This is a genomic window from Okeania sp. SIO2F5 (assembly GCF_010692685.1).
Taxonomy (GTDB): domain Bacteria; phylum Cyanobacteriota; class Cyanobacteriia; order Cyanobacteriales; family Microcoleaceae; genus Okeania; species Okeania hirsuta.
In genome coordinates this window covers 56652-81672 of the sequence record NZ_JAAHGU010000016.1, presented here as the reverse complement: position 1 = coordinate 81672, position 25021 = coordinate 56652, and the positions used below count along the sequence as shown (strand labels likewise).

Below are 25021 nucleotides of genomic sequence, written 5' to 3'. Positions count from 1 at the left end.
CTAATTTAAACTAAATATTATTTCAATGCTTAAATTTATACAGAATTTTCTGCTAACCACTTCCCTAGAGATGCTTGATTTTCTTCTCCACTTGCTAATTGTTCCATCATTTTTACAACTTCTGTTTCGGGAACTTCTAGCAAATAATTATTAACCAGTAAAAAAGTTGCTATAACTGCAAAAGCTGTTCTTTTATTTCCATCAATAAAAGGATGATTTTTAGCTAGACTATAACCATAAGCTGCTGCAAGTTCAAATAAATTCGGTTGACCATAAGTAAATAAATGTCGAGGTCTAGCTAAACTAGCAGAAAGTAAATTTTCATCTCTAATTTCTGGACTTCCTCCATGTTGAATAATTTGGTCTGCATGAATAGCTTTAGCAATAATTTCATCTATCCAAATAGGTTCTTTCATTTGGCTAACTCTCGCAAAGCATTTTTATATTTTTCACTAATTTTTTGATAAGCATTCATAGCTTTTTCAAAATTAACTTCATTAGTTTGATTAGTTTCTATTTCTTGAGTTTCAGAATCTTCTGGTACAAGAATAATAATTCGTACATTTGTAGGAGTATTTATTTCTAGAGGATGTTCTAAAATTAGATTGCCATTTTTATCAATTTTGCCGTTAGTTTCTATTGCTTTCATTGACATTAGCTAAATTATTTAGTGATTATTATAAATATTCTAACATCAAAATTTAAAAGTAGGTTGGGTTAAGCGATCGCGCAACCCAACAGATACCTATTTTTGTTAGGTGTTGTTGTTTATTCAAGCAATTTTTTGGGTTTCCTCCGTCAACCCAACCTACATCTTTTAACTTCTGACTTCTGTACGTCGCCAATCCGACGGCTCCCCTATTAAACTTCTGACTTCTACTCATTCCACTCACCCTGCACAACAAATGCTGCCCAATAATAGGGTGCTTTCCAATTTGATGAATTCAACATTTCTAATTGAGTTTCTCTCATTGACTCCACAGGATTTTTACCTGTTTCTAATATTTTCTGATAATAATTTTCCATTAATTGAGCAGTCGAATTATCTGCCACACTCCATAAACTTACTACTACTATTTTAGCTCCCGCATACATAAATCCTCTGGTTAAACTTACTAATCCTTCCCCTCTTATTTCTTCCCCAACTCCCGTTTCACAAGCACTTAATACCACTAATTCCGCTGGCATTTCTAAGTTAAATATATCGTTTAATTGTAAAAATCCTGGTTTTCCTTTGCCAGTTTTATCATACAAAGAAAGCACTAATCCTGATAATTCTGGTTGAGTTTCATTTAATAATCCGTGGGTAGCTAAATGTACTATTTGATATTGGGATAAGTTGGGATTTATTGCGCTTTCTCGATTGGCATCGAAGTCTAAAGATAGTTGTTCTAAATTATCAGGTACTAATGCTAATATTGCTTCTGCTTCTTGACGGGTTCCTTCTAAGCGAGAGAATGATAAACCAAGAAAATCTTCTAGAGAACGGGTTAATGCCATTGCAATTAAATCCTTAGTTTCGGTTTCTTTTTTTGTTTGAGAAGTTGTTTGAAATCGGGGGTCATTATCTGCAAATACTGGGTCGGCAAAAACGGCTACTTTTTTCGGTGCAGGGGTTCTGCCTTTGACTTGTTCTCTGAGAATAGAAATACTTGAAGCTGAAGGTAAGGAGACTATTTCATGGTTGACAATTAAGGGTTGATAGTTAGTTTGATTGAGATTTTGTGGCAGTGGTAAAGCTGCAAAAGGAATTGTCTGTAATATTCCATCTCCTACTATTAATAGTCGTTTATTTTCTAATTTATTTGCTACAGGCGACAATAATATTTTACTTAGTTTATTTCCAGTTTCTGGTACTGGGGAAAGAGAGGTTATTTCTTCTCTAAATTGTTTAGCTAATTCTTCTATTTCCGTTCTTGGAGGTAGTTCATAACTGCTAATTTCTGTGGGAGTTACTAACCATAAATAACTACGGTCTTCTCCGAGGGAATATTGTAATAGTATGGTATCTTTGTCGATGACTTGTTGTTGAATTTCTGAGGCAGTGAGGGGGTCTGGATATTTGAGGTTGGCGTAACGGGGACTATTTTGTTTGATTTTGACTTCTAATTGTTGGAGTTGGTTGCTGAGGGTTTCAATTTGTTGTTTGAGTTGGTCGGGGTTGTATCCTGGGGTATTGAGTTGTCGCGCTTGATCTAAGGTGTTGAGTTTTTGCAGTAGTTGTTTTTCTTGAGCGAGGAGTTGGGGGTCTACTCCGGTTTTGATGTCAGCTCCTGATTCTGCTAGGATATCTAGTAAACTTCTGGCACGACTGCGTTCGCTGGCGGTTAATGCTTTGCGGTCATAACCTTTGTTGGGGTTTTGTTTGTGGAGTTGCATTAAGAGGTCGATGTAGAATTGATAGTAATCTTGAACTGTGGCAAAGTACGATGTGCGGAGGTCTTGAGCGACTATTTTGCTCCGGAGTTGTTCGATGATGTTGATGGATAATTCCATGTCTGTTAATGCTGCGGTGAGGTTGCCTTGACTGCGCTTTAGGAGTGCGAAATTATAGAGAATAATAGCCTCCCCTGCTTTATTTCCCAATTGTTGCGATAGAGTCAGGGATTGATTGTAGTAATCAAGTGCCTTTTGTTTTTCTCCTAAATCATTGTAGACACGGCCAATATTATTGAGAGTGGCAGCTTCCACTGATTTATCCCCCACTTGTTGTAATAGTGGTAGGGATTGATTGTAGTAATTAAGTGCCTTTTGTTTTTCTCCTAAATCATTGTAGATACCGCCAATATTATTGATAGTTGTAGCAACACCAGATTTATCCCCCACTTCTTGCCATAGTGGTAGGGATTGATTGAAGTAATCGAGTGCCTTTTGTTTTTCTCCTAAATCATTGTAGACAGTGCCAATATTATTGAGAACGCCAGCTTCTCTTGTTTTATTTCCCACTTGTCGTGATAGTGGTAGGGATTGATTGTAGTAATCAAGTGCCTTTTGTTTTTCTCCTAAATCATTGTAGACAGCGCCAATATTATAGAGAGTTATAGCAACACCAGATTTATTTCCCACTTGTCGTGATAGTGGTAGGGATTGATTGTAGTAATTGAGTGCTGTTTGTTTTTCTCCTAAATCATTGTAGACACGGCCAATATTATTGAGAGTTGCAGCTTCCCTTGATTTATTTCCCAATTGTCGCCATAGTGGTAGGGATTGATTGTAGTAATTGAGTGCTGTTTGTTTTTCTCCTAAATCATTGTAGACACGACCAATATCAGTGAGAGTCCTAGCTTCCCTTGATTTATTTCCCAATTGTCGCCATAGTGGTAGGGATTGATTGAAGTAATCGAGTGCCTTTTGTTTTTCTCCTAAATCATTGTAGATACCGCCAATATCAGTGAGAGTCCTAGCTTCCCCTGTTTGATATCTCACTTCTTGCCATAGTGGTAGGGATTGATTGAAGTAATCGAGTGCCTTTTGTTTTTCTCCTAAATCATCGTAGATACCGCCAATATTATAGAGAGTGGCAGCTTCCCTTGATTTATTTCCCACTTGTCGCCATAGTGGTAGGGATTGATTGAAGTAATTGAGTGCTGTTTGTTTTTCTCCTAAATCATTGTAGACACGGCCAATATCAGTAAGAGTCCTAGCTTCCCCTGTTTGATCTCTTACTTGTTGCAATAGTGGTAGGGATTGATTGTAGTAGTTGAGTGCTGTTTGTTTTTCTCCTAAATCATCGTAGATACCGCCAATATCAGTGAGAGTCCTAGCTTCCCCTGTTTGATCTTTCACTTCTTGCCATAGAGTCAGGGATTGATTGAAGTAATCCAGTGCCTTTTGTTTTTCTCCTAAATCACTGTAGACACGGCCAATACCTAGAAGCGTCAAAGCTTCCCAGGTTTTGTTACCAGCTTCCCGATAAAGTTGCAGTGCTTTTTCCGATATTTCTATTGCCTGTTTTTTAGATTCTGCTGTTCCTTGTTTAAGTAGTTCATATCCCTGCCTCAATAATCTTTCCGCTTCAGCACTCTTGTCTGTCTGAGCAATAACTTCTGCCCCATTGACAATACTAGGCAATATTAATAGAGGAAAACTGACATTAAATAACATCAGACTATTAACACTGAGAATAGACAACCACCTCTTGGGAGAAACCATAGATTTAACCCTTGCCTCACAACTAGAAATTTTCAATACTATTATATTTCTAGTTTCAAGGAAGATATGCAGGTTATTTCAGTTATCAGTTACTTAATTACGTCATTGCGAGGGGGACGGGAAAAGCAATTATTTTTGTCTGCTCAACGTTAAACCCCCCGTGGCAATCTTTCAAATCACCTAACTATTTGATTTCCAGAGTTAAAATTCCCGCCCCTTTATCTATAACTATTCGTACTGCATCTAACCAAAGAACACCTATCAATATTTCTGGTAAATTATCCCCTGCATGAACTGGAATTGTAAATTCTTGTTCGTCCATTATCATCCGACCTTCATAAATATCAAAATATGCCATCCCTTGGGCTGTACTTAACATTATATTTGAACGAATTTTTTCCCACCCCAAAACTTCTATATCTTGAGTCGGGATTGCCAAATAACCTGTCGTAAATCCAGTGTCTAAAATAGTATCAACAGGAATAATTTCACCATTTTTAGCAATTAGTTCAATCTCAAATATTAGCTCTCCTTCCTCTCCAAATCTCCCAGAAATCATTTAGATTTTCCCACAAGCTCCTGTTTCATTAATCCGATAAGTTACTAACTGACTTGTAGGACAATATATCGTTAATCTTTTCATCAAATTTTTCAAGTCATTGTCAAGTAAATAATAACCACTTTCTGGTTCAATAGCAATGAACCAATTGTAATAATTTTTAATCAGTCGCGGTCGGATTTTTTCAAATATTTTAAAGCAGCTTTCTCCACGCTTTTTTCTTTCAATTGCTCGTCGTTCTAATTCTTCAGCAGAAAGAGAATTTGTAGAAAATATGTTATTTTTTTTAGGCCGAGAATTCTTGATTAATTGTGTCATAATTTTTTTTAGAATAGCCCTGCTATTGTAATATTAAAGTTATAATTAGTGATTTGTCAAATTTGCCAATATCTCCTTAACTCGTTCCGTTGCTGCTGCTAATAATTTGACTCAACTTCCCTGAAATTTTCAGCATTCATTTCCCATAAATGTCCTAAAATTATATTATTCTGAGGAATGCCTTGGTCGATTAAATCTTGAGTAATACCCTGTTCTATACCATCATATTCAACATAAACTGTTCCCTCTCCTAGAGTAATATAAATAATATTTCCTCTAACCGGGTATTGACAGTACCAAACAAATACTTAAATTATCAATACCCCCAATACCAATATTTGTTCTTTTTCTCCAATATTTCCTCCTGACTCCTGAGGACTCACAACAGTCATTTATAAGTATTCAACCGTTAGCGTAGCTCCCCCGGAGGGGGAACATGATATAACCTATCCCGGTTAATCATTGGGGGATTGCCCCTACAATTTTCATCTTGTATAGCAATGAGCGCTGGTATATTTACAAATTGCAGGAGGGGCTAAATAGCTAAAAATCTATATTATCAGCAATTTATTCCTCCAGAATAGCTGTTGCCTGTTGCCTGTTGCCTACGCACAGCGCTATAATTTACCAACACCGATTTTTCAAATGACAAGTACTACCTTGCAATGATTTTATCATGTAAGGTAGTACCTATTAAATATAATGTTGCAATAATATGTGTTAAACAGATGCGTAAGCTTGTTCTAGTTGAGAACCAACTTGCGGAATAGACAGAGCATTTACATTCTGAGTTTTACCAGAACACTGCCAGAAAGCTTGAGCTACTCCTAAGTATCCTCTGGAAACTTTAGAAACATTTATAGCTGTGCTGATAACTGCTGGTAAACAAGGACTGGGTATGAAGGTTGTTAAAAAGGTATTAACCATAGAACACAACACTATAGTCCAAAAAAATCCTAATGCCGGTAATAAAACTAATTCAGGCGTGACGAAGCGACAGATGCGCTTCCATACAGCTTGTTGAGGTATTACAATAACTACGGCAAGCGTCGCAAAAAAGGGAATATTCAGTTTTTCTAACATTATTTTAGATCGTCAGAGTCAGGTTGATCGGGCGCAACAAATCAGACCTATACAAACCAAGGATACTGAATTGACAATCTGTCTAAATTTTCATAGAAAGTTGGCTCTTCATTCTCCTCTCAATGCCTACGAAGTTAGCTGACGGGCTAGGGCTGAGAGATTCCCTTCTCTGTATCTTTGTTTTTCTACATTCAAAGACTTCTAATCAGAGATAAGCCCCCTGTATTTGGTTCCTCCGCTCCAGCTACACTCTTACTGTGTCTTTACTTGCCGGATTAGGCTGACTGTCTTTTGCTTTTGATATTATATTAACTTTTTTCTATCAGCTTTGTCAACACTTTTTTACAGATTTTTTTTTAAAATTGTATCAAAATTTTCAGCCTGAAATTTGAGAATATGGTTAGTAAAGTATTGAACTTTGGTTATACTGTTGCTCCCACAAGGTTAAGGTACACCTAATATATTCCTAATACTTAGTACAGTTTTCCGGAAAATTTTAAATTTAGTGATTTGCAACATAAGTCACTAAGCCCATTGTTAGTTGTCACATACTAATAGTGATTAAAATCACTAAATGTAGTAAGTGATCACACTTACTATATTAATGTTGCATAAGTATGTAACGATGGAAAATTATTAATACTATAACTCTAGAATTTAAAGGTGATTCTTATGTCTGTAGATCCTCCTGTCTATCTTCTTCCATGTGCGTTAGGAGACCTTTTTGCTCAAGCCAATGAAAACGGCTACATTACCCTAGCTGACCGCTATGGATTAATGGCTGCTATATTTGATGAATCTTTACAAGAATATGAAAAACGCTCAATAGACCGACTAATTCGTTCAATTTATAGAGGACGAATTAAAGTAGTTGATGAAATATCTGCTGTAGTATTAAATTATACTTAACAAAATAGTAAATTCAACTGTATCAAAACCTTTGCATAAAAACTCCAATCGATAACCTCTATATTTTTGCCATTAGAGCAATCTCTATTTTTTGTCATTAGAGCAATCTCCTTTTTTACCACTAGGTAGAGTAGCTCCACAAAAATCTGTTTGCTCTAATTTTGCTTGATTAAGATTTGCATTAGATAAATTAGCTCTGTTTAACTTAGCTTCCTCCATATATGCCTGGTACAAATCAGCCCAAGATAAATTAGTATCTGTCAAATCTGCCTTTTGCATAGTTGTACCATGCATAATTGCACCTGATAAATTAGCCCCTGCTAAATTTGCTTCAATCAAATTAGCACCGCTGAGAATAGCACCTCTTAAATTAGCTCCTTTCAAGTTTGCTTTTTGTAAGTTAGCTCCTAATAAATTGGCTTCACTTAAATCCGCTTCGCTTAAGTCCGCTTCGCCCAAATCACAACCTTGACACTCATAAGTACTTAATAAACGCTGAATAGTTTTGATGCGTTCCATTGAATTAGATTTAGATTGAGCAAATACTGGAATAGTTAACCAGGATACTGTTAATAATGTCGCTGTTAATGGGTATAAAAATTTCATATTTTACTTCTTAATAAATTACTGAATTTAATGTTATTTTAGATATTTAATTTTGTTGACATCATATCATAAAAATTACATCATCATTTTTGCTGATTTTCATAGCAACCCTATCTCAAGACATTTTAGTTTCCATGCTCTTGTCTCTGACTGAGAATCAGAGTGACTTATTTAGTTGTCCACAAGGCTATGAATAACTATGTAGTATCTATTTTGTTTTTAAGGTACAGATGACTTGGTTTGCTTTGATCTATATTTTTATACTACATAAATAATATAAGACAAAAATTTCAAGGGTTGGAAGGAAAAAAAAATTTTTAACTGATTTGAGTTTGAGGCAATTACTCTTGACTAGGCCAAAACATAATTATGTAGTACACTTGATTAGTAATTTGAAGAAGGAGACAGGAGACAGCTATACTGGAGACAGGAGGAAAATTACATGGGGATTCGCTCCCCCAAGTAATGCGTGAACACCCCCGTTGACGGTGGGGTATTAAACCCACAAAGAAAATGATAATATACAAATTCCCCAATGGGACAAAAATATTTTTATGAGGAGTTGGAAGCGATCGCGCAATAGAGTTTTATGCTAATTTTATTCCTTCTTCCTTCTTGCTTCTTCCTTCCTCCTTCCGATAGTATGATGATGAGAAATTGTATTTTTCATCTCAAAAGGAAACAGTCAAGATGGCAGAAACACCGCCCCCAGAAAAGTCTGAAAAGTTGGGCATAGTTAATCAAGCACTTATTTTTATTGAAAAAGTTGGCAATAAACTGCCAGACCCCATTACATTATTTTTCTATCTTTCTATAGCTGTAATTTTGATTAGCGCGATCGCTAATTTGACAAATCTATCTGTTGTACATCCTGCAACTAAAGAAACTATTCAAGCAGTCTCTCTATTTACTCCTGAAGGTATCCGTAGAATAATTACTGAAGCGGTGAGTAACTTTGTTAATTTCCCTCCCCTGGGTACTGTACTTGTAGCAATGTTAGGGGTAGGAGTTGCAGAGTCTACAGGATTAATTTCTGCTCTACTGCGTCAGGTAGTGTTAGTTGCTCCGGCAAAGTTTATTACTCCAGCGATTATTTTTTGTGGTGTAATGTCTAATCTTGCTTCTGATGCTGGATATGTGGTTTTAACTCCTCTTGCTGCTTTAGTATTTTTAGCATATAAACGTCATCCAATAGCAGGTTTAGCTGCTGCTTTTGCTGGAGTTGCTGGAGGTTATAGTGCTAATTTATTAATTGGAACTATCGACCCTTTATTAGCAGGAATTACTGAAAATTCGGCTAAATTAATTAATTCTGAATATACAGTTAATCCAGCAGTTAATTATTATTTCATGGTAGTTTCTACATTTGTTATTACTTTAGTTGGTTGGTATATTACGGATAAAATTGTTGAGCCTCGTCTTGGTAAATATCATGGAGAAATTAATCAAGAAGAAATTCCAGAATTGACTACTGCTGAACGAAAAGGTTTGCGTTGGGCTGGATATTCTTTATTGGCTTTTGTAGCACTTTTATTAATATTAATTTTACCTCCTGAAGGAATTTTGCGCGACCCGGAAACTTTAACTATTATTCCTTCTCCTTTTTTCCAGGGAATTGTACCAATAATAATGGTAGGATTTATTCTGCCTGGTATTGTCTATGGAAAAGGAGCAGGTACAATTCAGAGCGATAAAGATATTGCTCAAGGTATGACTCAGGCTATGAGTTTAATGGGTTATTATATTGCTTTATCATTTTTTGCTGCTCAATTTGTCGCTTATTTTGGTTGGAGTAATTTAGGCATTATCTTAGCTATTAATGGTGCAAATTTTCTCAAAGCTACTGGCTTTACTGGGTTGCCTTTGCTCATAAGTTTTATCATTGTTAGTGGTTTTATTAATTTATTTATTGGCTCTGCATCAGCTAAATGGAATATTATGGCTCCAGTATTTGTGCCAATGTTAATGTTAGTTGGTTATACACCAGAGTTGACACAAATGGTTTATCGAATTGGAGATTCTACAACTAATATTATTACGCCTCTAATGCCTTATTTTCCAATTATTGTTGCCTTCGCTCAGAGATACGATAAAAATACAGGAATGGGAACTTTAATTGCTACAATGCTACCTTATTCTTTAGCTTTCCTAATATCTTGGTCAGCTTTATTTATCTTCTGGTTTATTTTCGGAATTCCCATTGGACCGGGAGCAGCAATTAGACTTTAATCTTTGGAAAAGAGGGAGTAGGGAGTAGGGAGTAGGGTGAAAAGACATAAGGTAAGCATTCAGCTATTAGCTGTGAGCTTTCAGCTTTCATGAAGGGGTTTTAATGAATATAAACTGTTTCAGACAGCTTTGACAGTAAGTATAAATTCTGGCTCAATATAATTAGTGATAAAAAAACTTTCTCTTTTTCCTCTTCTTTTTTCTTGCTTCTTCCTTCTTTCTTCCCTCCTGACTTCTGACTCCTGACTCCTGACTCCTCCGTCATCTTTTAGTGCTGGTTTTGGGAGAATATACTTCAGCAGCTTTTTCTGTTTTTGTCTGAGAAGCAGAAGTTTCTGGGATGTCTTTGCTTGGAGAAGATGGCGCTTCTATTTGGTGTTCAGGAAATAGTTGTTTTGGAAATTGAGCAGATGTAGATGTTTGTAGTGGTTTCCCACCCTCTATTTGCACAGCAAACCACAGAATTTCTGCCAACTCTCTACCAGTTAAGTTAGACTTGACTTTTTCAAGGATATTTAGCAGACGTTGTAGTTTTTCCTCTAGAGATATATCAGAACGAGAATCATTGTTTTGTGTCATAGTTCTTTAGGCGTTGCTGAATCAAGGGATGAATCTTTTTGGAACAGGTAAATCTCATTTTTAATACTTCATACTTCTTTTTTCTCCAAACCTAAAATTCATCATATTCATCCCACCTATATGCACCCCCCTCTTCAGAGTAGGTCAAATATTGGAGTATTTTTTCTACCAACTCTTCTCGTTTAGAATCAGATGGAGATTTTTCACCGCTCAATAGATAGATGGCATTTAATAATTGGTCTGTCGCTAACTGTCCTTTATTCCGCCGTTTGAGAAATATTTCAATTATATCTTCTGCCTTCTCAACAATATCTTCTCCTAAATGAGCTATAGCGATCGCTGTTAACTCATCTTTATCGGGTTCTTTCAACTCTAAACACAAACATCGTCGCAGAAAAGCAGGGGGAAATTCCCGTTCTCCATTACTGGTCAAAATTACGAAAGGAAAAGCCCCAAATTTTACATTTCCTAAAGTGATTTTAGCATACTTTTGGTCACTGGTTCTCACAGTAACTTCTGGAGGTAGGCGATCGGCGATGCGTGCCAATTCGGGAATTTCAAACCATCCTTCCTCAAATATATTTAACAAGTCATTGGGTAGGTCAATGTCACTTTTATCTATTTCGTCAATTATTAGTACCCGAGGATGCTCGCTAGAAATGAAAGCTGTGCCCAAAAGTCCTAATTGTATATATTTGCCAATCTCAGATAAATTATCTTTTCCCTTAGCATCTTGTAATCTACCAATAGCATCATATCGGTATAATCCTTCCTGGAGAGTAGAACGAGTAGTAATATTCCAACGTAATACTTCTCCTAGTTGCAATTCTTTGGCCACAGCATAAGCTAAGGAAGTTTTACCAGTACCTGGTTTACCTGTAACTAATAGAGGACGTCGCAGGTAAAGAGCAGCATTAACCAGGTCTATTTCTTCTCCCTTGGGTTTATAAGTAGCACCCCGTTGTTCTTTGCTATTGCTAAATTTAACTACTATTTTATTAAAGCATATAGCATTTCTGACAGCGCTTTTCATTTAAGTATCTTGGGCATTGCTGAGGGGCGAGATGAATATAAGTGGGGTGGGTATCCTGCCTGCGGTGAAAATATTAGGAACGGGTAAGATGCCCATTCCACAAAACACAATATAATAATTATTAAAAATTATTAGAAATGCCAGCTAAAGATATTTATCATAATACTGTGAAAACTGCCCTAGAGAAAGATGACTGGATTGTTACCAATGACCCCCTAGTTATTCGCTGGGGAAAAAGAGATTTATATGTTGATTTAGGTGCATAAAAATTAATTGCTGCTGAAAAAGATAGTCAAAAAATTGCCGTTGAAGTTAAAAGTTTTGTTGGTAAATCTGCTATATCTGATTTAGAGAAAGCGTTAGGTCAATATATTCTTTACTATGATTTATTAGTAAGAACACAACCAGAAATAACTTTATATTTAGCTATTCATCAAGAAACTTATGTTGACGTTTTTGAAGACCCCATTGGTCAAGTTTTATTAGAAAATCAACGACTTAAATTATTAGTTTTCGATTAACTTCAGGAAGTAATATTAAAATGGATAACTTAGACAATTTGAGAACAGTTATTATTGAATCTCTGGGTTATTATGCTAATTTATGTTATGCAACAGGTGAAGTGAACAGGTTACTAATTGTTGATCAAGATTCTGATAATTATCTCATTCTTTTAGAGGGATGGGAAAATAGAGAAAGAGTACATGGTTGTTTAGTTCATTTGCAAATTATAGATCATAAAATCTGGATACAAAGAGATGGAATAGAGGATGGTATTGCTACGGACTTAATGGAAGCTGGCATTCCTAAAGAGCAAATTGTTCTGGCATTTAAACCGGAACATATTCGTCCTTATACTGAATTTGCAGTTAAATAGTAGTCCATATTACTAATGTGGAGCGATCGCTAATCATTCACACAGTAAGTTGGGTTTTGCTCCGCTTAAACTCAACAGTTAAGCACCCCAAATAGTAAGCTTTTTTGTCGTTTTTTACAGCCATTCTCTAATTTTTTAATTAAGTCAACTTCTTATCACTTTTTCCTATATTTATAATGCTAGTACTTTGCTAATCAACTAAAGCATGAATCAAAATATCTGTGAGAGATTTTTGCTTAATTTCATACCAAAACTTCGTGTCAACAATATCACATTTTGCACCAGCTTTAACGAGATGATCGTCTAGGAAAGTCAAACATTCTTTTGTCTCTGGATCTTCACCAATTTGTAAAAAACTAATTCCTAGTTCATAACTATTTTCTGTACCTGGAATTAGGTCGATTTTTTCAGTAGCATTAATAATTAAATTTACCAAAGCTTCTTGTTCATCAGAAATTTTATCTACTAATACTAGAATAATATCCCCATTTTTAGTTTTCTTTGCATCTCGGCGTTGAAAATAGTCATCCAGAGCATCTTCTAGACTACTTACTACATCTATTATTTCTGGAGGATTTTTTAGCTGAAATAGTTGAGCTAATTTTACTACTTCTGTGTTTGTATGCTTGATAAAAGGACTAGAAGCAAGGTAAACAGTAATTCCATCATCATCTAATGATTGACAATGCTTGGCTAAATCAATGATTTTTATTTGTGCTGCAATCCAATCTTCATAATACAAATTAGAAGCAGACCAGCTTTCAAAACTTCGAGCAAAAATAAATGTGTAGTCTCGATTTTTTAGTAATGAAAGATTATCAGACATAAACTTTGACCTAGAATTTTAGTTGGGAGCAATATAGCTTTTTGCACTTATAATCAAAATAGTAACAACTCAAATAAGTGTATGTCCATTAAATTAATATGAAATTATATCATGTCCGGATAATAGCGTGATCAAAAAACTATTCTTCTTTCTTCTTCTTTCTTCTTCTTTATTTCCTCCTGACTCCTGACTCCTAACTGCTTATGCAAACCCTAAATAGGTATTAATGCTGTGACTGCATAGCGATTTGGAGATAAATATTTTTTAGCTAAATTGAGTAATTCTTGTGGTTGAAATGCTGCTATTTTTTCTGGATAACTGATTGCTAACTCTGGGTTTGCTATAGTAAAATAATAACCATAAAGACCTGCTAACTGTCCTGGACTTTCAATGGAAAACACATAATCATTACATAATAAACGCTGACACCTAGCTAATTCTACCTCTGAAATCTCTTGATTTAATAACTCATAAAGCTGATCGCCAATTCGTGCTTCTACTTCTGGAATATCTTTCGGTTCTAGCATGGCGCTAATTGTAAATAAACTTGAGTCTTGCTGCAAAGAGAAACTGCTAACAATTCCTTGCACTAAACCTAAATCTTCGCGCAATTCTCGAACCAATCTAGAATTTCTACCATCGGCTAATAATATTGACAGTAAATCTAATCCATAAGCATCATCTAGTTGTTCGACTCCAGGTCCGAGCCAAGCCATTGTTAGACGACCTTGTTCTAATCTGGGCAAATATATTTCCTGGCGACGAACTTCAGTTATTAACGGCTCTGCTGCTATCTCGACTCGCGGACAATGAGAAGATTTTTCGGAAAAATTGGCAAAAGCTGCATTGACTAATTCTATTACCTGGGTTTCCTCTACTCTCCCAATAACTACCACTGCCATATTCTCTGGTTGATAGTGATGATTGTGAAAACAACGCATTTCATCAACCTCTCGTTCTTTGAGAAGTTCTGCTGTCCCCATAACTGAACGTCGGTAGGGATGATGTCTGTAAACATTCTCCATCAATGCTTGAAAACCTACCGAATCAACACAGTCTTCTGATTGACGAATTTCTTCTAATACCACTTCCCGCTCTCTAGCAAATTCTGATTCTGGTATGGAGGCACGCAACAATAATTCTGCTAATGGATATACTACTTCTTCTACATATTGGGCAGCAGTTGTAATAAAAAAATGAGCATAGTCGTGACTTGTAGCAGCATTTGCTATTCCGCCACGATTTTCAATTATTTGATCAAAGATTCCAGGACCTAATTTTTCTGTTCCCTTAAAAATCATGTGTTCTAGGAAGTGAGCCATACCTGACCATTTATCGGGTTCCTCCCTAGCACCTGCTCTTACCCACACATCTATCACCACTGCTGGAGTGACTGAAATATATTGATGAATAATTGTTAGACCATTATCCAGCTTGAAAACGTTAGCTGGAAAATTAGGAGTAGAAATTACTACAGACAATTCTTTTAATAATTAAATTTGGGCTGAAATTTTATTTGCATTGAATTTTAAAATTATATAACTTTTGTATAAGATGATTTGTAATATTTAATACAATTGAATTTTAACCGTAAGTAGTATGCACCCTACAAATTTTGCAGAAAATTAGGTGTGTCAGTTCACTACTGGAGTACTTGATTGGTTGGTTTTGGTTTTCTCTTAGGAGCACAGAGCGATCGCCCTGTTTCTTCTTTCTTTGATTATGGTGCGTTACATTTCATTAATGCACCCTACTGGACTTAATTATTCGGTAAAATATATTTATATTAATTAAATTTATGAAATAGTCTCAAATATATTTGGAATTTAAACTGATTTTTGCCAAAAAAGTTGAAATGAGCTATTTAGGGGAAAAAATGGGGGAATTTGGGCTGCGATAGCACAGCTAAACGTAGTTATCGCTTCTCGTTGGCCATTTTTTCAAAGTATTGATACGTAAGAAATACAGGGTAGTTGCTTGTCAAGAAATTTTCGTGTATTTTTGAGGTAAGTGATTCGCTCTGCGTAGGTGCTTATTAAAATGAAAAGAGGATTAGTGAGTGGGAGTGCGATCGCGTAGCTGAAAAAAGTAAAGTGCGGGGAGGGTGGGAAGACAGGGAAAGTAGGAGGAATAATGGTTCTTTGATTTTTATGCCCCCCTCACCCCAAAATTCTCACTTTTAAAGGGTAAGTGAATTGAAACAGGCGTACTTTTTGGGGTCGAAAAAAGTGCCTGGTATCACGTCTAATATCATGTTCGGTTGAATACTTATAATATCTGTGGACCAAAGGCAGAAGGCAGAGGGCAGAGGGCAGAAGGGAAAGAGCAAGGTTAGAAGGCAGAAGATTTATTATAACTGATTATCCGCAATTCGTAGCTCCCCCGGAGGGGAACATGATATAAAACGCTCAAAAAGGAGCGTATTTTAGGCGCATAGTTGGGCAGAACAATCTTAGGAAAATTCTTACTCCTACCTCCTGGCTCATTCCCATTTCTCCTGTCTTCCCCTCCTGGGAGGGGGAGGGGCGAGGGGTGGGTTGTCTCCTACCCCTACTAAAAGACTAGTGAAGCGCAAACCCTAATTATCCGGACATGATATAACAGGTCAAAAAAACAAAAGCGTAGTCAAATTTCCCAAAATGATTGACTACGCTAAAAATTTAATTTTATAGTTCTATCTCAGTTTCCACCCTGAGTTTTGTTGCTATCTAAATATCTAGATTTATCTCGATATTTATAGACGGATATTACCAATATTAACACCAGGTACATTAGCACCACCAAAAGTGCTGATAAATACTGGTTCATTAGGACCAGGAACAGTTTGAGTAAAGATTGCTGCCTGATCTGGGTTTAGGTCTTGCCGAACTGTATAACTAGCATCTGCTAAGTTTGAGAAACCGTAATTACCGTTGGCATCAGTAGCAACGAATATTTCATCAGCATCTCGAACAGAGTTGTTGTTTTGGTCGAAGTAAATAACAACACCGCCAATACCAGGTTCGCCAGCATCTAGGAAACCATTACCATTCAGGTCTTCAAAAGTTATCCCACTAATGCTACCAGTACCAATAGGTGGTATGGGTGGTTGAGGTGGTATAACTGGTGGGTTAGCACTGTTGCCAAAATTGACAAAATTAGCATCATCCCCTGCAAACAGAGTTAGAGTTGGGTCTTGGGTAGTCTGGAATAGACCTGGTGGAGGAATTTGCAGGACTGTATAGGTACCAGGAGGTAAACCATCGAAGTCGTATACACCCAGTGAATCAGTAATCGCAGTACGTTCCTCATTGTCTAGAATTGAGTTATCGTTGCGATCGAGGAATACTGTAGTACCAGGAATACCATTCTCTCCTGGATCTAACAGACCATCACCGTTGATATCATTGAAAACAATACCACCAATACTAACAACAGGAAGAACAGCTTTTGGTAACCCTGTTGGGTCGTTGGCAAAATTAACAAAGTCAGCGTTATCCCCTTCTATCAAAGTGATTATCACTGGTTCTGGAGTAGTAGAGTCGGTAAAACCAGGAAATGGTTCCTGACGAATTACAAAAGTTCCTGGAGATACATTGGGGATATCATAGAGACCAAATTGATTGGTAAGTGCAAATCGTTCGCCATCATCTCGTTCCCCATTATCGTTGGCATCTATATAGATAACAGCATCAGGTAGTTGAGGTTCACCTGCATCTGCTAAACCATCTCCGTTTTCATCTATGAATGCAATACCTGAAATATTAGCAAGACCAGGAGGAGGAATTATCGGAGACTGGCCAAAGTCAATTTCCAGATTGGAATTTTCAAACTCATCAACAGTAATTGTGAGGTCTGTTAGAGTAGTAGAAGTAAAGTTGTCCGGATTTGGAATCAGACGTAGTGTGTAAGTACCTGGTAACAAACCAACAATTGCATATTCTCCATCTGTGTTTGTAAAGGTATTAGGTTCAATATCGTCATTATCAAGAATGCCATTTTCATTGATATCGACATAGATACGGAAACCAGGAACACCCCTTTCTACAAATTCGTCAGGGTCAAGGATGCCATTACCGTTAGTATCGTTAAAGTCTTGGATACCGTTACTGTTAAAGTCTTCAAAAACAATTCCAGTAATTAAGGTTTCTGGTTGGTTTCCAAAGTTGTAAACAACACTACCGTCAGCTGATACAAATGCTGGTGGAGTAGTTTGAATGAACCCTGTGCGATCAAGAATTTGTAGAAGCGGAAATGAGCCTGATACATCAGATGTATCTAGACCATAAGTACCACCTGGACCACTAATTTGATTTGGTTCAAAGCCTTGTATCTGTCCATCTGTGTGCACATCTAGGAACACCTCAACACCAGGCAAACCTACTTCCCCTTTTAGAGGTTCAAATAGTCCGTTACCATTGTTGTCAGCAAATACAATACCACTAACAGTATCTTCATCTGGTGATGTGACGTTAACACCAACGTCAACATCATTTAGACTCTGACCGAGAGGAAGATTAATTGGAGTGGGTGAGATATTGGGATCTGGTAGTACCTGACCAACAGTAACACTAATAATGGGATTACTGCTAGTTAGGAATAAGTTTTCTTGCAGAACAACATCAACTGTGTAATTCCCTGGGGTTAAACCATTAAAGACATAACGACCATCAGGATCGGTGAAAGTTTCAGGTTCACTTATATCAAGGTTTCCGTCACCGTCTAGGTCTTCGCCATCATCCAGTACACCGTTAAGGTTGAGGTCTTCACTGCTATCTAGGTTTCCGTCACCGTCTAGATCTAGGAAAACTTGAGCAGTTGGAATACCTGCTTCCCCAGGATCTTGAAAACCACTGTTGTTACTATCAGTGAAGATTACACCACTAATGCTGGTGTTGGGGTCAAAAATACTACTATCACCGAAGTTATAAACGACAGTCTCACCTGGAACAACAGGAACAATAGGAGTGGGAGTAGTGTTAACAAAACCAGCAGGTGGTGTTTCTCGTACTCTGTAGTTACCTGGTAGCAAGGTAAACCGATATTCCCCGTGAGCATCTGTAAGCGTAAATGGTTCATTGGCTTCCGCTAAACCATTATTATTGAGGTCTACAAAGATTTCGACACCTATAAGTCTTGGTTCATCTGGGCCTGCTAAACCATCACCATTGCGGTCGTCAAATTTAACACCAGTAATTGTACCCGTGCTATCAGTATTTACAATTGGGGGAAGAACTGGAGGAGGAACTGGGGTAGGAGTTGGAGGAGGGGGAACTATTGGTACATCAGGTTGGTTACCAATGTTCACGAAGTCAATATTGTCACCCCCAACTATGGTAATTACTGGATCGGGAGTAATTTGGGTAAAGCCTGGTTGTTGAACTTCCCTGACTACATAAGTATTCGGTGGTAAACCTTCAAAGCTATAACTACCATCTACATTTGTAATAGATGTAGGTTCATCAGGATCTAGAACTTGGTTATTATTGGTATCTAGGTAAATAGTGAATCCACCAAGACCAAATTCATCTGGATCTACTATATTGTTGCCATTATTGTCACTAAATTTAGTACCAGCGATTCTGCCTGTTAATGTAACTTGACTACTAATTCTGGTAGCTTCTGTTGTAGCAGTATCAGTATCAGTGGTCACTTCTGCTGTGGCAGTGCCAGCATCAGTGGTTACTTCTGTTGTAGCAGTGTCAGCATCAGTAGTTTCCTCTGCAACAGTGCCAGCATCAGTGGTTACTTCTGTTGTAGCAGTATCAGTATCAGTGGTCACTTCTGCATCAGTGCCAGCATCAGTGGTTACTTCTGTTGTAGCAGTGTCAGCATCAGTAGTTTCCTCTGGTGCTGGTTCTGGAACTGGTTCTGAAACTGGTTCTGGAACTGGAACTGGATCTACAATTACAGCATTACCAACATTCAAGATAATGGGAGCATCACCTTGCAAAACGTTAATAGGTGCATTCAGAGTAATTTCTTGATCTGGAGTAGTTTGCACAAAACCTGGTTGGGGTATTTCTCGCAGAAAGTAAGTTCCCACAGGAGGATTATTAAAGCTAAAGTCACCATTAGCATTTGATATTGCAGCAGGTTCTGTAGGATCTAGTATATTGTTGTCGTTTTGGTCTAAGTACAGGGTGAAGTTAGCTAAACCAGGTTCTCCTGGATCTAGAACTCCATTGGAATTAAAATCGTTGAACTTATTCCCAATTAAGTCACCCTGAAGTAAAGGGGTGTCAGGAGCAGTACCAATATTTACGAAGTTAGAATCGTCCCCACTAGTGACAATAATAACTGGATCTGGTGTTGTTTGAGTAAATCCTGGTTGAGGTACTACTCTGACAACATAAGTATCTGGTGGTAAAGTATTAAAGCTGTACTCACCTTCATTGTTAGTAATTCTGAATGGTTCTTCTGGATCAAAGATCCCATTTTCGTTGAGGTCTAGATATACAGTAGAGTTTGATAAACCTACATCTCCTGGGTCAATAGCACCATTGCTATTGTTATCTACAAAATTGACACCGGCAATTACATTTCTTTCAGCATTACCAAAGTTGATGCCCAATAAAGTTTCTCCATCAGGTACATCAACAGTCTGAGAATCAGTTGTCAGATTGAATCCTATTTGTTGCTCTGCCTCCCGAATAGTCAGGCGAGTTGCTGGAAGATTAGGTAAGAAGTAAACACCATTAGTATCAGTGATATCAAATGGTTCACCCACATCTAGAATGTGATTACTATTGAGATCTGCATAGATAGTAAAGTTTGGTATTCCAGGCTCGTCAGGGTCTAAAATACCATTAGCATTAAGATCGAGATACTTAGCTCCTTCAACATTACCAGTCCCGCTAGGAGTAACTATACCAATATCTAGAGCTATATTTGGTTGTTCTTCTTCTAGACCAGTAATTATAATTACTGAATTAGGAGTTGTTCTTGCTTCGTTTAGTTCCCTGATAACATCAATGTTGTATTGGCCAGGGAATACGTCTACATACGAATAAAAACCAAATTCATCTGTTAAAGTACTTGCTTCCCCTTCGTCTAAAATGCCATTTCGGTTGGCATCAAGGAATACTTGGCTGTTAGAAATTCCTGGTTCTCCAGAATCACGAACACCATTTATATTTAGGTCTTCAAATAATACACCACTAATATTACCTCTACCTGGTCCTACTGGAGGTGGAGTGGGAATTGGAGTGGGAATTGGAGTGGGAATTGGAGTGGGTTCTGGAGTGGGAACTGGTGGTGGTGGTGGGGCAATGCCACTACCAAGAGCTATCCTGCTCTCTCTGACCATACTCCCACCGACTATGCTCACCGGAACTGGCAGTGGCGTAGTTGAAACAGTGCCACTGGGTGGAACCTGTCTGACAAAATATTCACCATCTACTAATCCCAAGAAGTTGTAGACACCATCTGAACGACTAATGTTAGATAATTCATTGGGGTCTTGAATACCGTTATTATTCTGGTCAAGATAGACTGTAACATTAGGTATTGTTGGTTCTGATGTATCAAAAATACCATCATTATCTGTATCATTAAATGTGACACCTACTATATTACCGCTCCCTCCAAGTTGGGAGCCTATTCTTGTTTCATCACTCACGTTCTAACTCCTCCACCGTAAATTTATGCTATTGACACTCCCAGCGTTAAATCGCTTGATTATAACGGGGGATTCTTGCTTCACAAACTCTTAACTAGATAACAAATCAAACAAGTTGAGCTGTATCCCCGCCAGACCGTCTCCACAAGCTTTTTATTGAACGGTGTCCCCCACCGCTATTAACCCTTTACTAATTCGCTACCACTCAATTAATTTACAACTTTGAAATTCATCTCATCGCTAAATCTCGCGATTATAGCAGGAGTAATCTTTCAAGATTTTTTGATAGCGATTTGTATTTAACTAATGGCTAAAAACCACTACACCAATAATACAGATATACCTTAAATCAATATAATGCTTATCACCCAATAACGAGTAAAGCTAAAGCGCGGACGCTGAGGATTATATCAGGTTGACAAGAATGTGACAATTAGATTAGAAAATAGACTAGAATACTTTATTTTTGAGCCCATAAACAAAATTTCATTATTGAATCTTTTAGTAATATTAAGCACCCACCTAATCAAAAAATAGGGGGGTGCTATGGTGTCGGGACGTTATTAATCTATGACAAGTTCCAATTCCAGAAAAATTTTCTCCTATTTCCTGAAACCTTAAGAAAATAGATAGAAATTGACTTGAATGTAAATATCAAATCAAGCTAATTTTCTCTGTTTAATGTTTTTTTACCAATTGTCTAAAGGCTATTATTACTAATACTACTTAGGTCAAAAGGTCAAAGTTTCAACCTAAAATTTAGTAGGCATCTTGTAATTCATAGAATTCTGGAGAAATATAATCTTTACGCAATGGCCAGCCCACCCAATCTTCAGACATCAAAATGCGTTTGAGATTAGGATGTCCTTCATAGATAATGCCATACATATCATAGGATTCCCGCTCTTGAAAATCAGCCGATTTCCAGATCCAATAAACGGAAGGAAGTCTAGGATCGTCTCTGGGCACAAATACCTTTAAACGTAATTCTTCTGGTTGGTCTACATCGTCCTTGACCTTAACTAAGTGATAAACACTTACCAAGTCTTGTCCGGGACCTGCATCATAAGCACATTGACATTGTAGATAGTTAAACCCATAAGCGTATAAAGCTGTAGCTAAGGGAATTAAAAATTCTCTGTCAACTTTGATCATTTCTACTCCCAGATGATCTGGTTCTAGAAACTCATGCTCAAAGCCATTTTCTGTCAGCCATTTTGAAGTTTGACCTGCTTCAACTATTGGAGCTTCTGATTCAGCCACGATTTACCTCCTCTTTTTGTGCAGCTTGCAGTGCAGGTGGTATAGGCATACCTATTGCTTCTGTCAATTCTTTTGGTGGTGTTTCACGGTCTGATGTCTTGAGATACTTACCATTCAGAATTGGTTCAACCACTTTCATATTGTGTTTAACAGTGTAGTAGCGATGTACCTGCTGCAGTTGAGCACGTTCTTGCAAAGATTCATTAGCAACTTTTTTTCTCAGCTTAATGACAGCATCAATAATTGCTTCTGGACGTGGTGGACAACCAGGAATGTAAACATCTACTGGGATTAATTTATCTACCCCACGAACTGCTGTAGGTGAGTCCATACTAAACATCCCGCCAGTAATTGTACAAGCACCCATAGCAATTACATATTTAGGTTCTGGCATCTGCTCATAAAGACGCACCAAGACTGGGGCATACTTCATGGTAATTGTACCTGCAGTAATTAGTAAGTCTGCTTGCCGAGGGCTAGACCGTGGCACTAAGCCAAAGCGGTCAAAGTCAAATCTAGAGCCGATCAGAGCTGCAAATTCAATGAAGCAGCAGGCTGTACCATACAGTAGAGGCCACAAGCTAGAAAGTCGTGCCCAGTTGTAAAGGTCATCAACTGTAGTTAACACAACATTCTCTGAAAGTTCTTGAGTAACCTGGGGAGATTGCTCAATAGGATTTATAATGTTTTGGTTTTGATTAGGACTTAAGACCATTCCAAAGCTCCTTTACGCCATGCGTAGACTAAAGCAACAACTAATATTGTGATGAAAATTAGGGCTTCTATAAATGCTAGAAGTCCCAATTGATGAAAGGCCACTGCCCAAGGATATAAAAATACTGTTTCTACATCAAAGATGACAAAGACCAGGGCGAACATATAATAACGGATATTGAATTGTATCCAAGCTCCACCAATTGGTTCTACACCCGATTCATAAGTAGTTCGTCGCTCTGGGCCACGAGTTTTAGGCCGCAGTAGTTTAGATGCAGTTAAGGCAATAATTGGAACTAGGCTGCTAATTAGTAGGAAGCCTAGAAAATATTCGTAACCACTAAGAGTAAACACAATTAACCTACATTTCCTAAGTAACTAGGACTTTGATCTGTGAACATTTTGACACTTTCTAGTTAAGTTAAAGATTATAACGAGAGATTATTTTTTTAGCGATTGTTACGATTGTGCTGTTTAACCCTCATCAGACCAGAGCCACAAGCTTTTGCCACTCTAATTTTTCACTCAAAAGTCACAACAAAAAGGCTAAAAGTAGCTGTATCAAGTTGGATATTAATCATTTGTCAATACTCATCTCCTCGAATTACACCAATTCTGTAATAATAATTAAAGATGTTCTCATAATTGCTATTCAATCTTTTGGAACTATGAGCGAGCAAGTCACTGAGGCCACAGAGGAACAGGATCGGTATGAATGTCGAGCCTGTGGATATGTATATGAACCGAAGAAGGGAAGTTCTACTGGTAATATTCCGCCCGGAACTGCTTTTTCAGATTTAGCCCCTGGTTGGCGCTGTCCTGTTTGTGCAGCAACTAAGGTTCAATTTGTGAATGTTGGACCAGCTGAAGGTCCTTCCGGATTCAAAGAAAACCTTGGATATGGTTTTGGTGTTAATACACTCACACCAAGCCAGAAAAATATTCTAATTTTCGGCGCTTTAGCCGCAGGATTTTTGTTTTTCTTGAGCTTATATGGTTTACGATAAGATGGCCTAAAGGCTTATTAATGATTTAATGTGATGCACTCAATAGTAAAGTCCTGGAAACAAATTTTCATAATACTAGCAGCAGTTATACTTTGTAGTGGCTGCAAAAATGCCTTTTTACCTGGAATAGGTTACAATCCCTGGGAGATAATTCAACTACCAACTGAGGCTAAGTTGTTTGATATCGGATTTACAGGCAATCTTGACCATGGTTGGATTGTCGGTGGTAATGCTACTCTGTTAGAAACTACTGATGGTGGTAACACTTGGCAACCTAAAAGTATTGATATTGATATAGAAGAAAGAACTCGCTTGACCTCAGTGAGTTTTAATGGTAGTGAAGGGTGGATTTTAGGACAGCCTTCTTTACTTCTACACACGGATGATCAAGGAGAGTCTTGGACTCAAATTCCTCTAAGCTCTAAATTACCAGGTGCTCCTAATTCTATTATTGCTCTTGGGCAAAATTCTGCCGAGATGACTACTGATGTGGGAGCTATCTATCGCACAGAAGATGGTGGCCAACATTGGCGCGCTCAGGTAGAGGATGCTGTGGGAGTAGTGAGAAATATTTCCCGTTCTCCTGATGGTAAGTATATTGCTGTTTCGGCTAAGGGTAATTTTTACTCTAGTTGGGAACCAGGCCAAAGAGCTTGGACTCCTCATAATCGTCAAGACTCTCGCCGTTTGGAAAATATGGGGTTCACTGATGATGGTCGTTTATGGCTATTAGCACGAGGAGGCCAACTGCGGTTTAGCGATCCAGAAAATCCTGAAGAGTGGGGAGAAGCTATTACTCCAGAATATGCCACAAGTTGGGGTTTATTAGATTTGGCTTATCGTACTCCTGATGAAATTTGGATTTCTGGTGGTAGTGGTAATTTACTTCGCAGTGTTGATGGCGGTCAGACTTGGGAAAAAGACCGTGATGTAGAGAATGTTCCAGAAAATTTCTACAAAATTGTTTTTATTAACCAAGAAAAAGGTTTTATTCTTGGTCAAAGAGGAACTGTGTTGAAATACAATAGTTCAGCAGTTTCAGAAGCAGCTTGAAACTCAATACAATATTCAGAGAAAAATTCTTCCTCATAATTTTAATTGGGTAGTATTACTCAGATGGGAAAAGGTAATTTCTTGATGTTGTTTGAGTTACTGAAAATTTAGACTGAATGTGTTAGAATTGATCCCGTCTAACTAACAGATAAAAATAACAGATGTTAAAGAAGGCAAAAAGTTAGTCTATCTTTAGTTGTTAACAAAGACAAA

At 37.4% G+C, this 25021-nt stretch carries 21 protein-coding genes, 2 pseudogenes and 1 riboswitch; of the genes and pseudogenes, 6 read left to right on the top strand and 17 right to left on the bottom strand.

Features of this window, described 5'->3' with window-relative positions:
- Positions 1 to 35 precede the first annotated feature (35 nt).
- The 8 genes and pseudogenes from F6K27_RS09310 to F6K27_RS09275 all read right to left on the bottom strand — a co-directional run bounded on the left by F6K27_RS09310 (position 36) and on the right by F6K27_RS09275 (position 6112).
- Entirely contained in the window at positions 36 to 416 is a 381-nt protein-coding gene (locus F6K27_RS09310) for a type II toxin-antitoxin system death-on-curing family toxin (RefSeq protein ID WP_287275832.1), read from the bottom strand.
- The gene (locus F6K27_RS09305; protein ID WP_287284531.1) at positions 413 to 655 is read right to left on the bottom strand and encodes an AbrB/MazE/SpoVT family DNA-binding domain-containing protein; all 243 of its coding nucleotides are present in this window, start codon (positions 653 to 655) and stop codon (positions 413 to 415) included. The genes F6K27_RS09310 and F6K27_RS09305 overlap by 4 nt, the downstream gene beginning before the upstream one ends.
- A 46-nt stretch (positions 656 to 701) precedes the next feature.
- Positions 702 to 884: a hypothetical protein gene (locus F6K27_RS09300; RefSeq protein WP_124146870.1), complete on the bottom strand. Its 183-nt coding sequence runs from the start codon at positions 882 to 884 to the stop codon at positions 702 to 704.
- The gene (locus tag F6K27_RS09295; protein ID WP_375339704.1) at positions 877 to 4104 is read right to left on the bottom strand and encodes a tetratricopeptide repeat protein; all 3228 of its coding nucleotides are present in this window, start codon (positions 4102 to 4104) and stop codon (positions 877 to 879) included. The genes F6K27_RS09300 and F6K27_RS09295 overlap by 8 nt, the downstream gene beginning before the upstream one ends.
- A 232-nt stretch (positions 4105 to 4336) precedes the next feature.
- Positions 4337 to 4711 carry an aspartyl protease gene (locus tag F6K27_RS09290; protein ID WP_287275828.1) on the bottom strand — a complete coding sequence of 125 codons (375 nt, stop codon included), beginning with the start codon at positions 4709 to 4711 and terminating at the stop codon, positions 4337 to 4339.
- On the bottom strand, positions 4712 to 5029 hold the full coding sequence (locus F6K27_RS09285) for a hypothetical protein (RefSeq protein ID WP_287275827.1): 318 nt from the start codon (positions 5027 to 5029) through the stop codon (positions 4712 to 4714). It abuts the gene before it with no gap.
- A gap of 98 nt (positions 5030 to 5127) precedes the next feature.
- Positions 5128 to 5316 (bottom strand): annotated as a pseudogene (locus tag F6K27_RS09280) (element excision factor XisI family protein); the annotation flags it as partial.
- A 433-nt stretch (positions 5317 to 5749) separates the two neighbouring features.
- Positions 5750 to 6112 carry a hypothetical protein gene (locus tag F6K27_RS09275; RefSeq protein ID WP_287275826.1) on the bottom strand — a complete coding sequence of 121 codons (363 nt, stop codon included), beginning with the start codon at positions 6110 to 6112 and terminating at the stop codon, positions 5750 to 5752.
- Between the two features lie 108 nt (positions 6113 to 6220).
- A riboswitch (cyclic di-AMP (ydaO/yuaA leader) is annotated at positions 6221 to 6404 on the bottom strand.
- 380 nt (positions 6405 to 6784) lie between these two features.
- Between F6K27_RS09275 and F6K27_RS09270 the strand changes: the two genes are divergently transcribed.
- Positions 6785 to 7021 (top strand): hypothetical protein, encoded by a 237-nt coding sequence (locus F6K27_RS09270; protein ID WP_287275824.1) that lies wholly within the window; start codon positions 6785 to 6787, stop codon positions 7019 to 7021.
- Positions 7022 to 7105: 84 nt separating this feature from the next.
- Here the strand turns inward: F6K27_RS09270 and F6K27_RS09265 are convergent, their stop codons facing one another.
- On the bottom strand, positions 7106 to 7627 hold the full coding sequence (locus F6K27_RS09265) for a pentapeptide repeat-containing protein (protein WP_124142868.1): 522 nt from the start codon (positions 7625 to 7627) through the stop codon (positions 7106 to 7108).
- Between the two features lie 690 nt (positions 7628 to 8317).
- Between F6K27_RS09265 and F6K27_RS09260 the strand changes: the two genes are divergently transcribed.
- The gene (locus tag F6K27_RS09260) at positions 8318 to 9856 is read left to right on the top strand and encodes an AbgT family transporter (RefSeq protein WP_287275822.1); all 1539 of its coding nucleotides are present in this window, start codon (positions 8318 to 8320) and stop codon (positions 9854 to 9856) included.
- Positions 9857 to 10117: 261 nt separating this feature from the next.
- On the opposite strand, the gene F6K27_RS09255 is transcribed toward F6K27_RS09260, so the two are convergent.
- Together F6K27_RS09255 and F6K27_RS09250 are read right to left on the bottom strand one after the other, a co-directional pair.
- Positions 10118 to 10435 carry a hypothetical protein gene (locus F6K27_RS09255; protein ID WP_287275820.1) on the bottom strand — a complete coding sequence of 106 codons (318 nt, stop codon included), beginning with the start codon at positions 10433 to 10435 and terminating at the stop codon, positions 10118 to 10120.
- A gap of 91 nt (positions 10436 to 10526) precedes the next feature.
- Positions 10527 to 11468, bottom strand: a complete 942-nt coding sequence (locus F6K27_RS09250) for a MoxR family ATPase (RefSeq protein ID WP_287275818.1) — start codon at positions 11466 to 11468, stop codon at positions 10527 to 10529.
- A gap of 137 nt (positions 11469 to 11605) precedes the next feature.
- Here F6K27_RS09250 and F6K27_RS09245 point away from each other — a divergent pair.
- Together F6K27_RS09245 and F6K27_RS09240 are read left to right on the top strand one after the other, a co-directional pair.
- Positions 11606 to 11989: pseudogene (locus tag F6K27_RS09245) on the top strand (XisH family protein).
- A 20-nt stretch (positions 11990 to 12009) separates the two neighbouring features.
- On the top strand, positions 12010 to 12345 hold the full coding sequence (locus F6K27_RS09240) for a XisI protein (RefSeq protein WP_124143445.1): 336 nt from the start codon (positions 12010 to 12012) through the stop codon (positions 12343 to 12345).
- 190 nt (positions 12346 to 12535) lie between these two features.
- Here F6K27_RS09240 and F6K27_RS09235 read toward each other — a convergent pair whose 3' ends face one another.
- The 6 genes from F6K27_RS09235 to ndhC form a co-directional block, all read right to left on the bottom strand.
- On the bottom strand, positions 12536 to 13171 hold the full coding sequence (locus tag F6K27_RS09235) for a hypothetical protein (RefSeq protein WP_287275816.1): 636 nt from the start codon (positions 13169 to 13171) through the stop codon (positions 12536 to 12538).
- Positions 13172 to 13383: 212 nt separating this feature from the next.
- Complete coding sequence (locus F6K27_RS09230) at positions 13384 to 14652, bottom strand: pitrilysin family protein (RefSeq protein ID WP_287275814.1); 1269 nt, start codon at positions 14650 to 14652, stop codon at positions 13384 to 13386.
- Between the two features lie 1253 nt (positions 14653 to 15905).
- Entirely contained in the window at positions 15906 to 20771 is a 4866-nt protein-coding gene (locus F6K27_RS09225; protein ID WP_287275812.1) for an SdrD B-like domain-containing protein, read from the bottom strand.
- Between the two features lie 759 nt (positions 20772 to 21530).
- Positions 21531 to 22034, bottom strand: coding sequence for an NAD(P)H-quinone oxidoreductase subunit J (locus tag F6K27_RS09220; RefSeq protein WP_124143450.1), 504 nt, complete (start codon positions 22032 to 22034; stop codon positions 21531 to 21533).
- Entirely contained in the window at positions 22027 to 22749 is a 723-nt protein-coding gene (gene ndhK / locus F6K27_RS09215; protein WP_287243473.1) for a photosynthetic/respiratory NAD(P)H-quinone oxidoreductase subunit K, read from the bottom strand. The genes F6K27_RS09220 and ndhK overlap by 8 nt, the downstream gene beginning before the upstream one ends.
- Positions 22740 to 23102 (bottom strand): photosynthetic/respiratory NAD(P)H-quinone oxidoreductase subunit C, encoded by a 363-nt coding sequence (ndhC, locus tag F6K27_RS09210; protein WP_287275811.1) that lies wholly within the window; start codon positions 23100 to 23102, stop codon positions 22740 to 22742. The genes ndhK and ndhC overlap by 10 nt, the downstream gene beginning before the upstream one ends.
- 314 nt (positions 23103 to 23416) lie before the next feature.
- Here ndhC and F6K27_RS09205 point away from each other — a divergent pair, with 314 nt between their 5' ends.
- Both F6K27_RS09205 and F6K27_RS09200 read left to right on the top strand, forming a co-directional pair.
- Positions 23417 to 23755, top strand: a complete 339-nt coding sequence (locus F6K27_RS09205) for a rubredoxin (protein WP_287275809.1) — start codon at positions 23417 to 23419, stop codon at positions 23753 to 23755.
- A gap of 33 nt (positions 23756 to 23788) precedes the next feature.
- Complete coding sequence (locus F6K27_RS09200; protein WP_287275808.1) at positions 23789 to 24808, top strand: photosynthesis system II assembly factor Ycf48; 1020 nt, start codon at positions 23789 to 23791, stop codon at positions 24806 to 24808.
- The last annotated feature ends 213 nt before the right edge of the window (positions 24809 to 25021 follow it).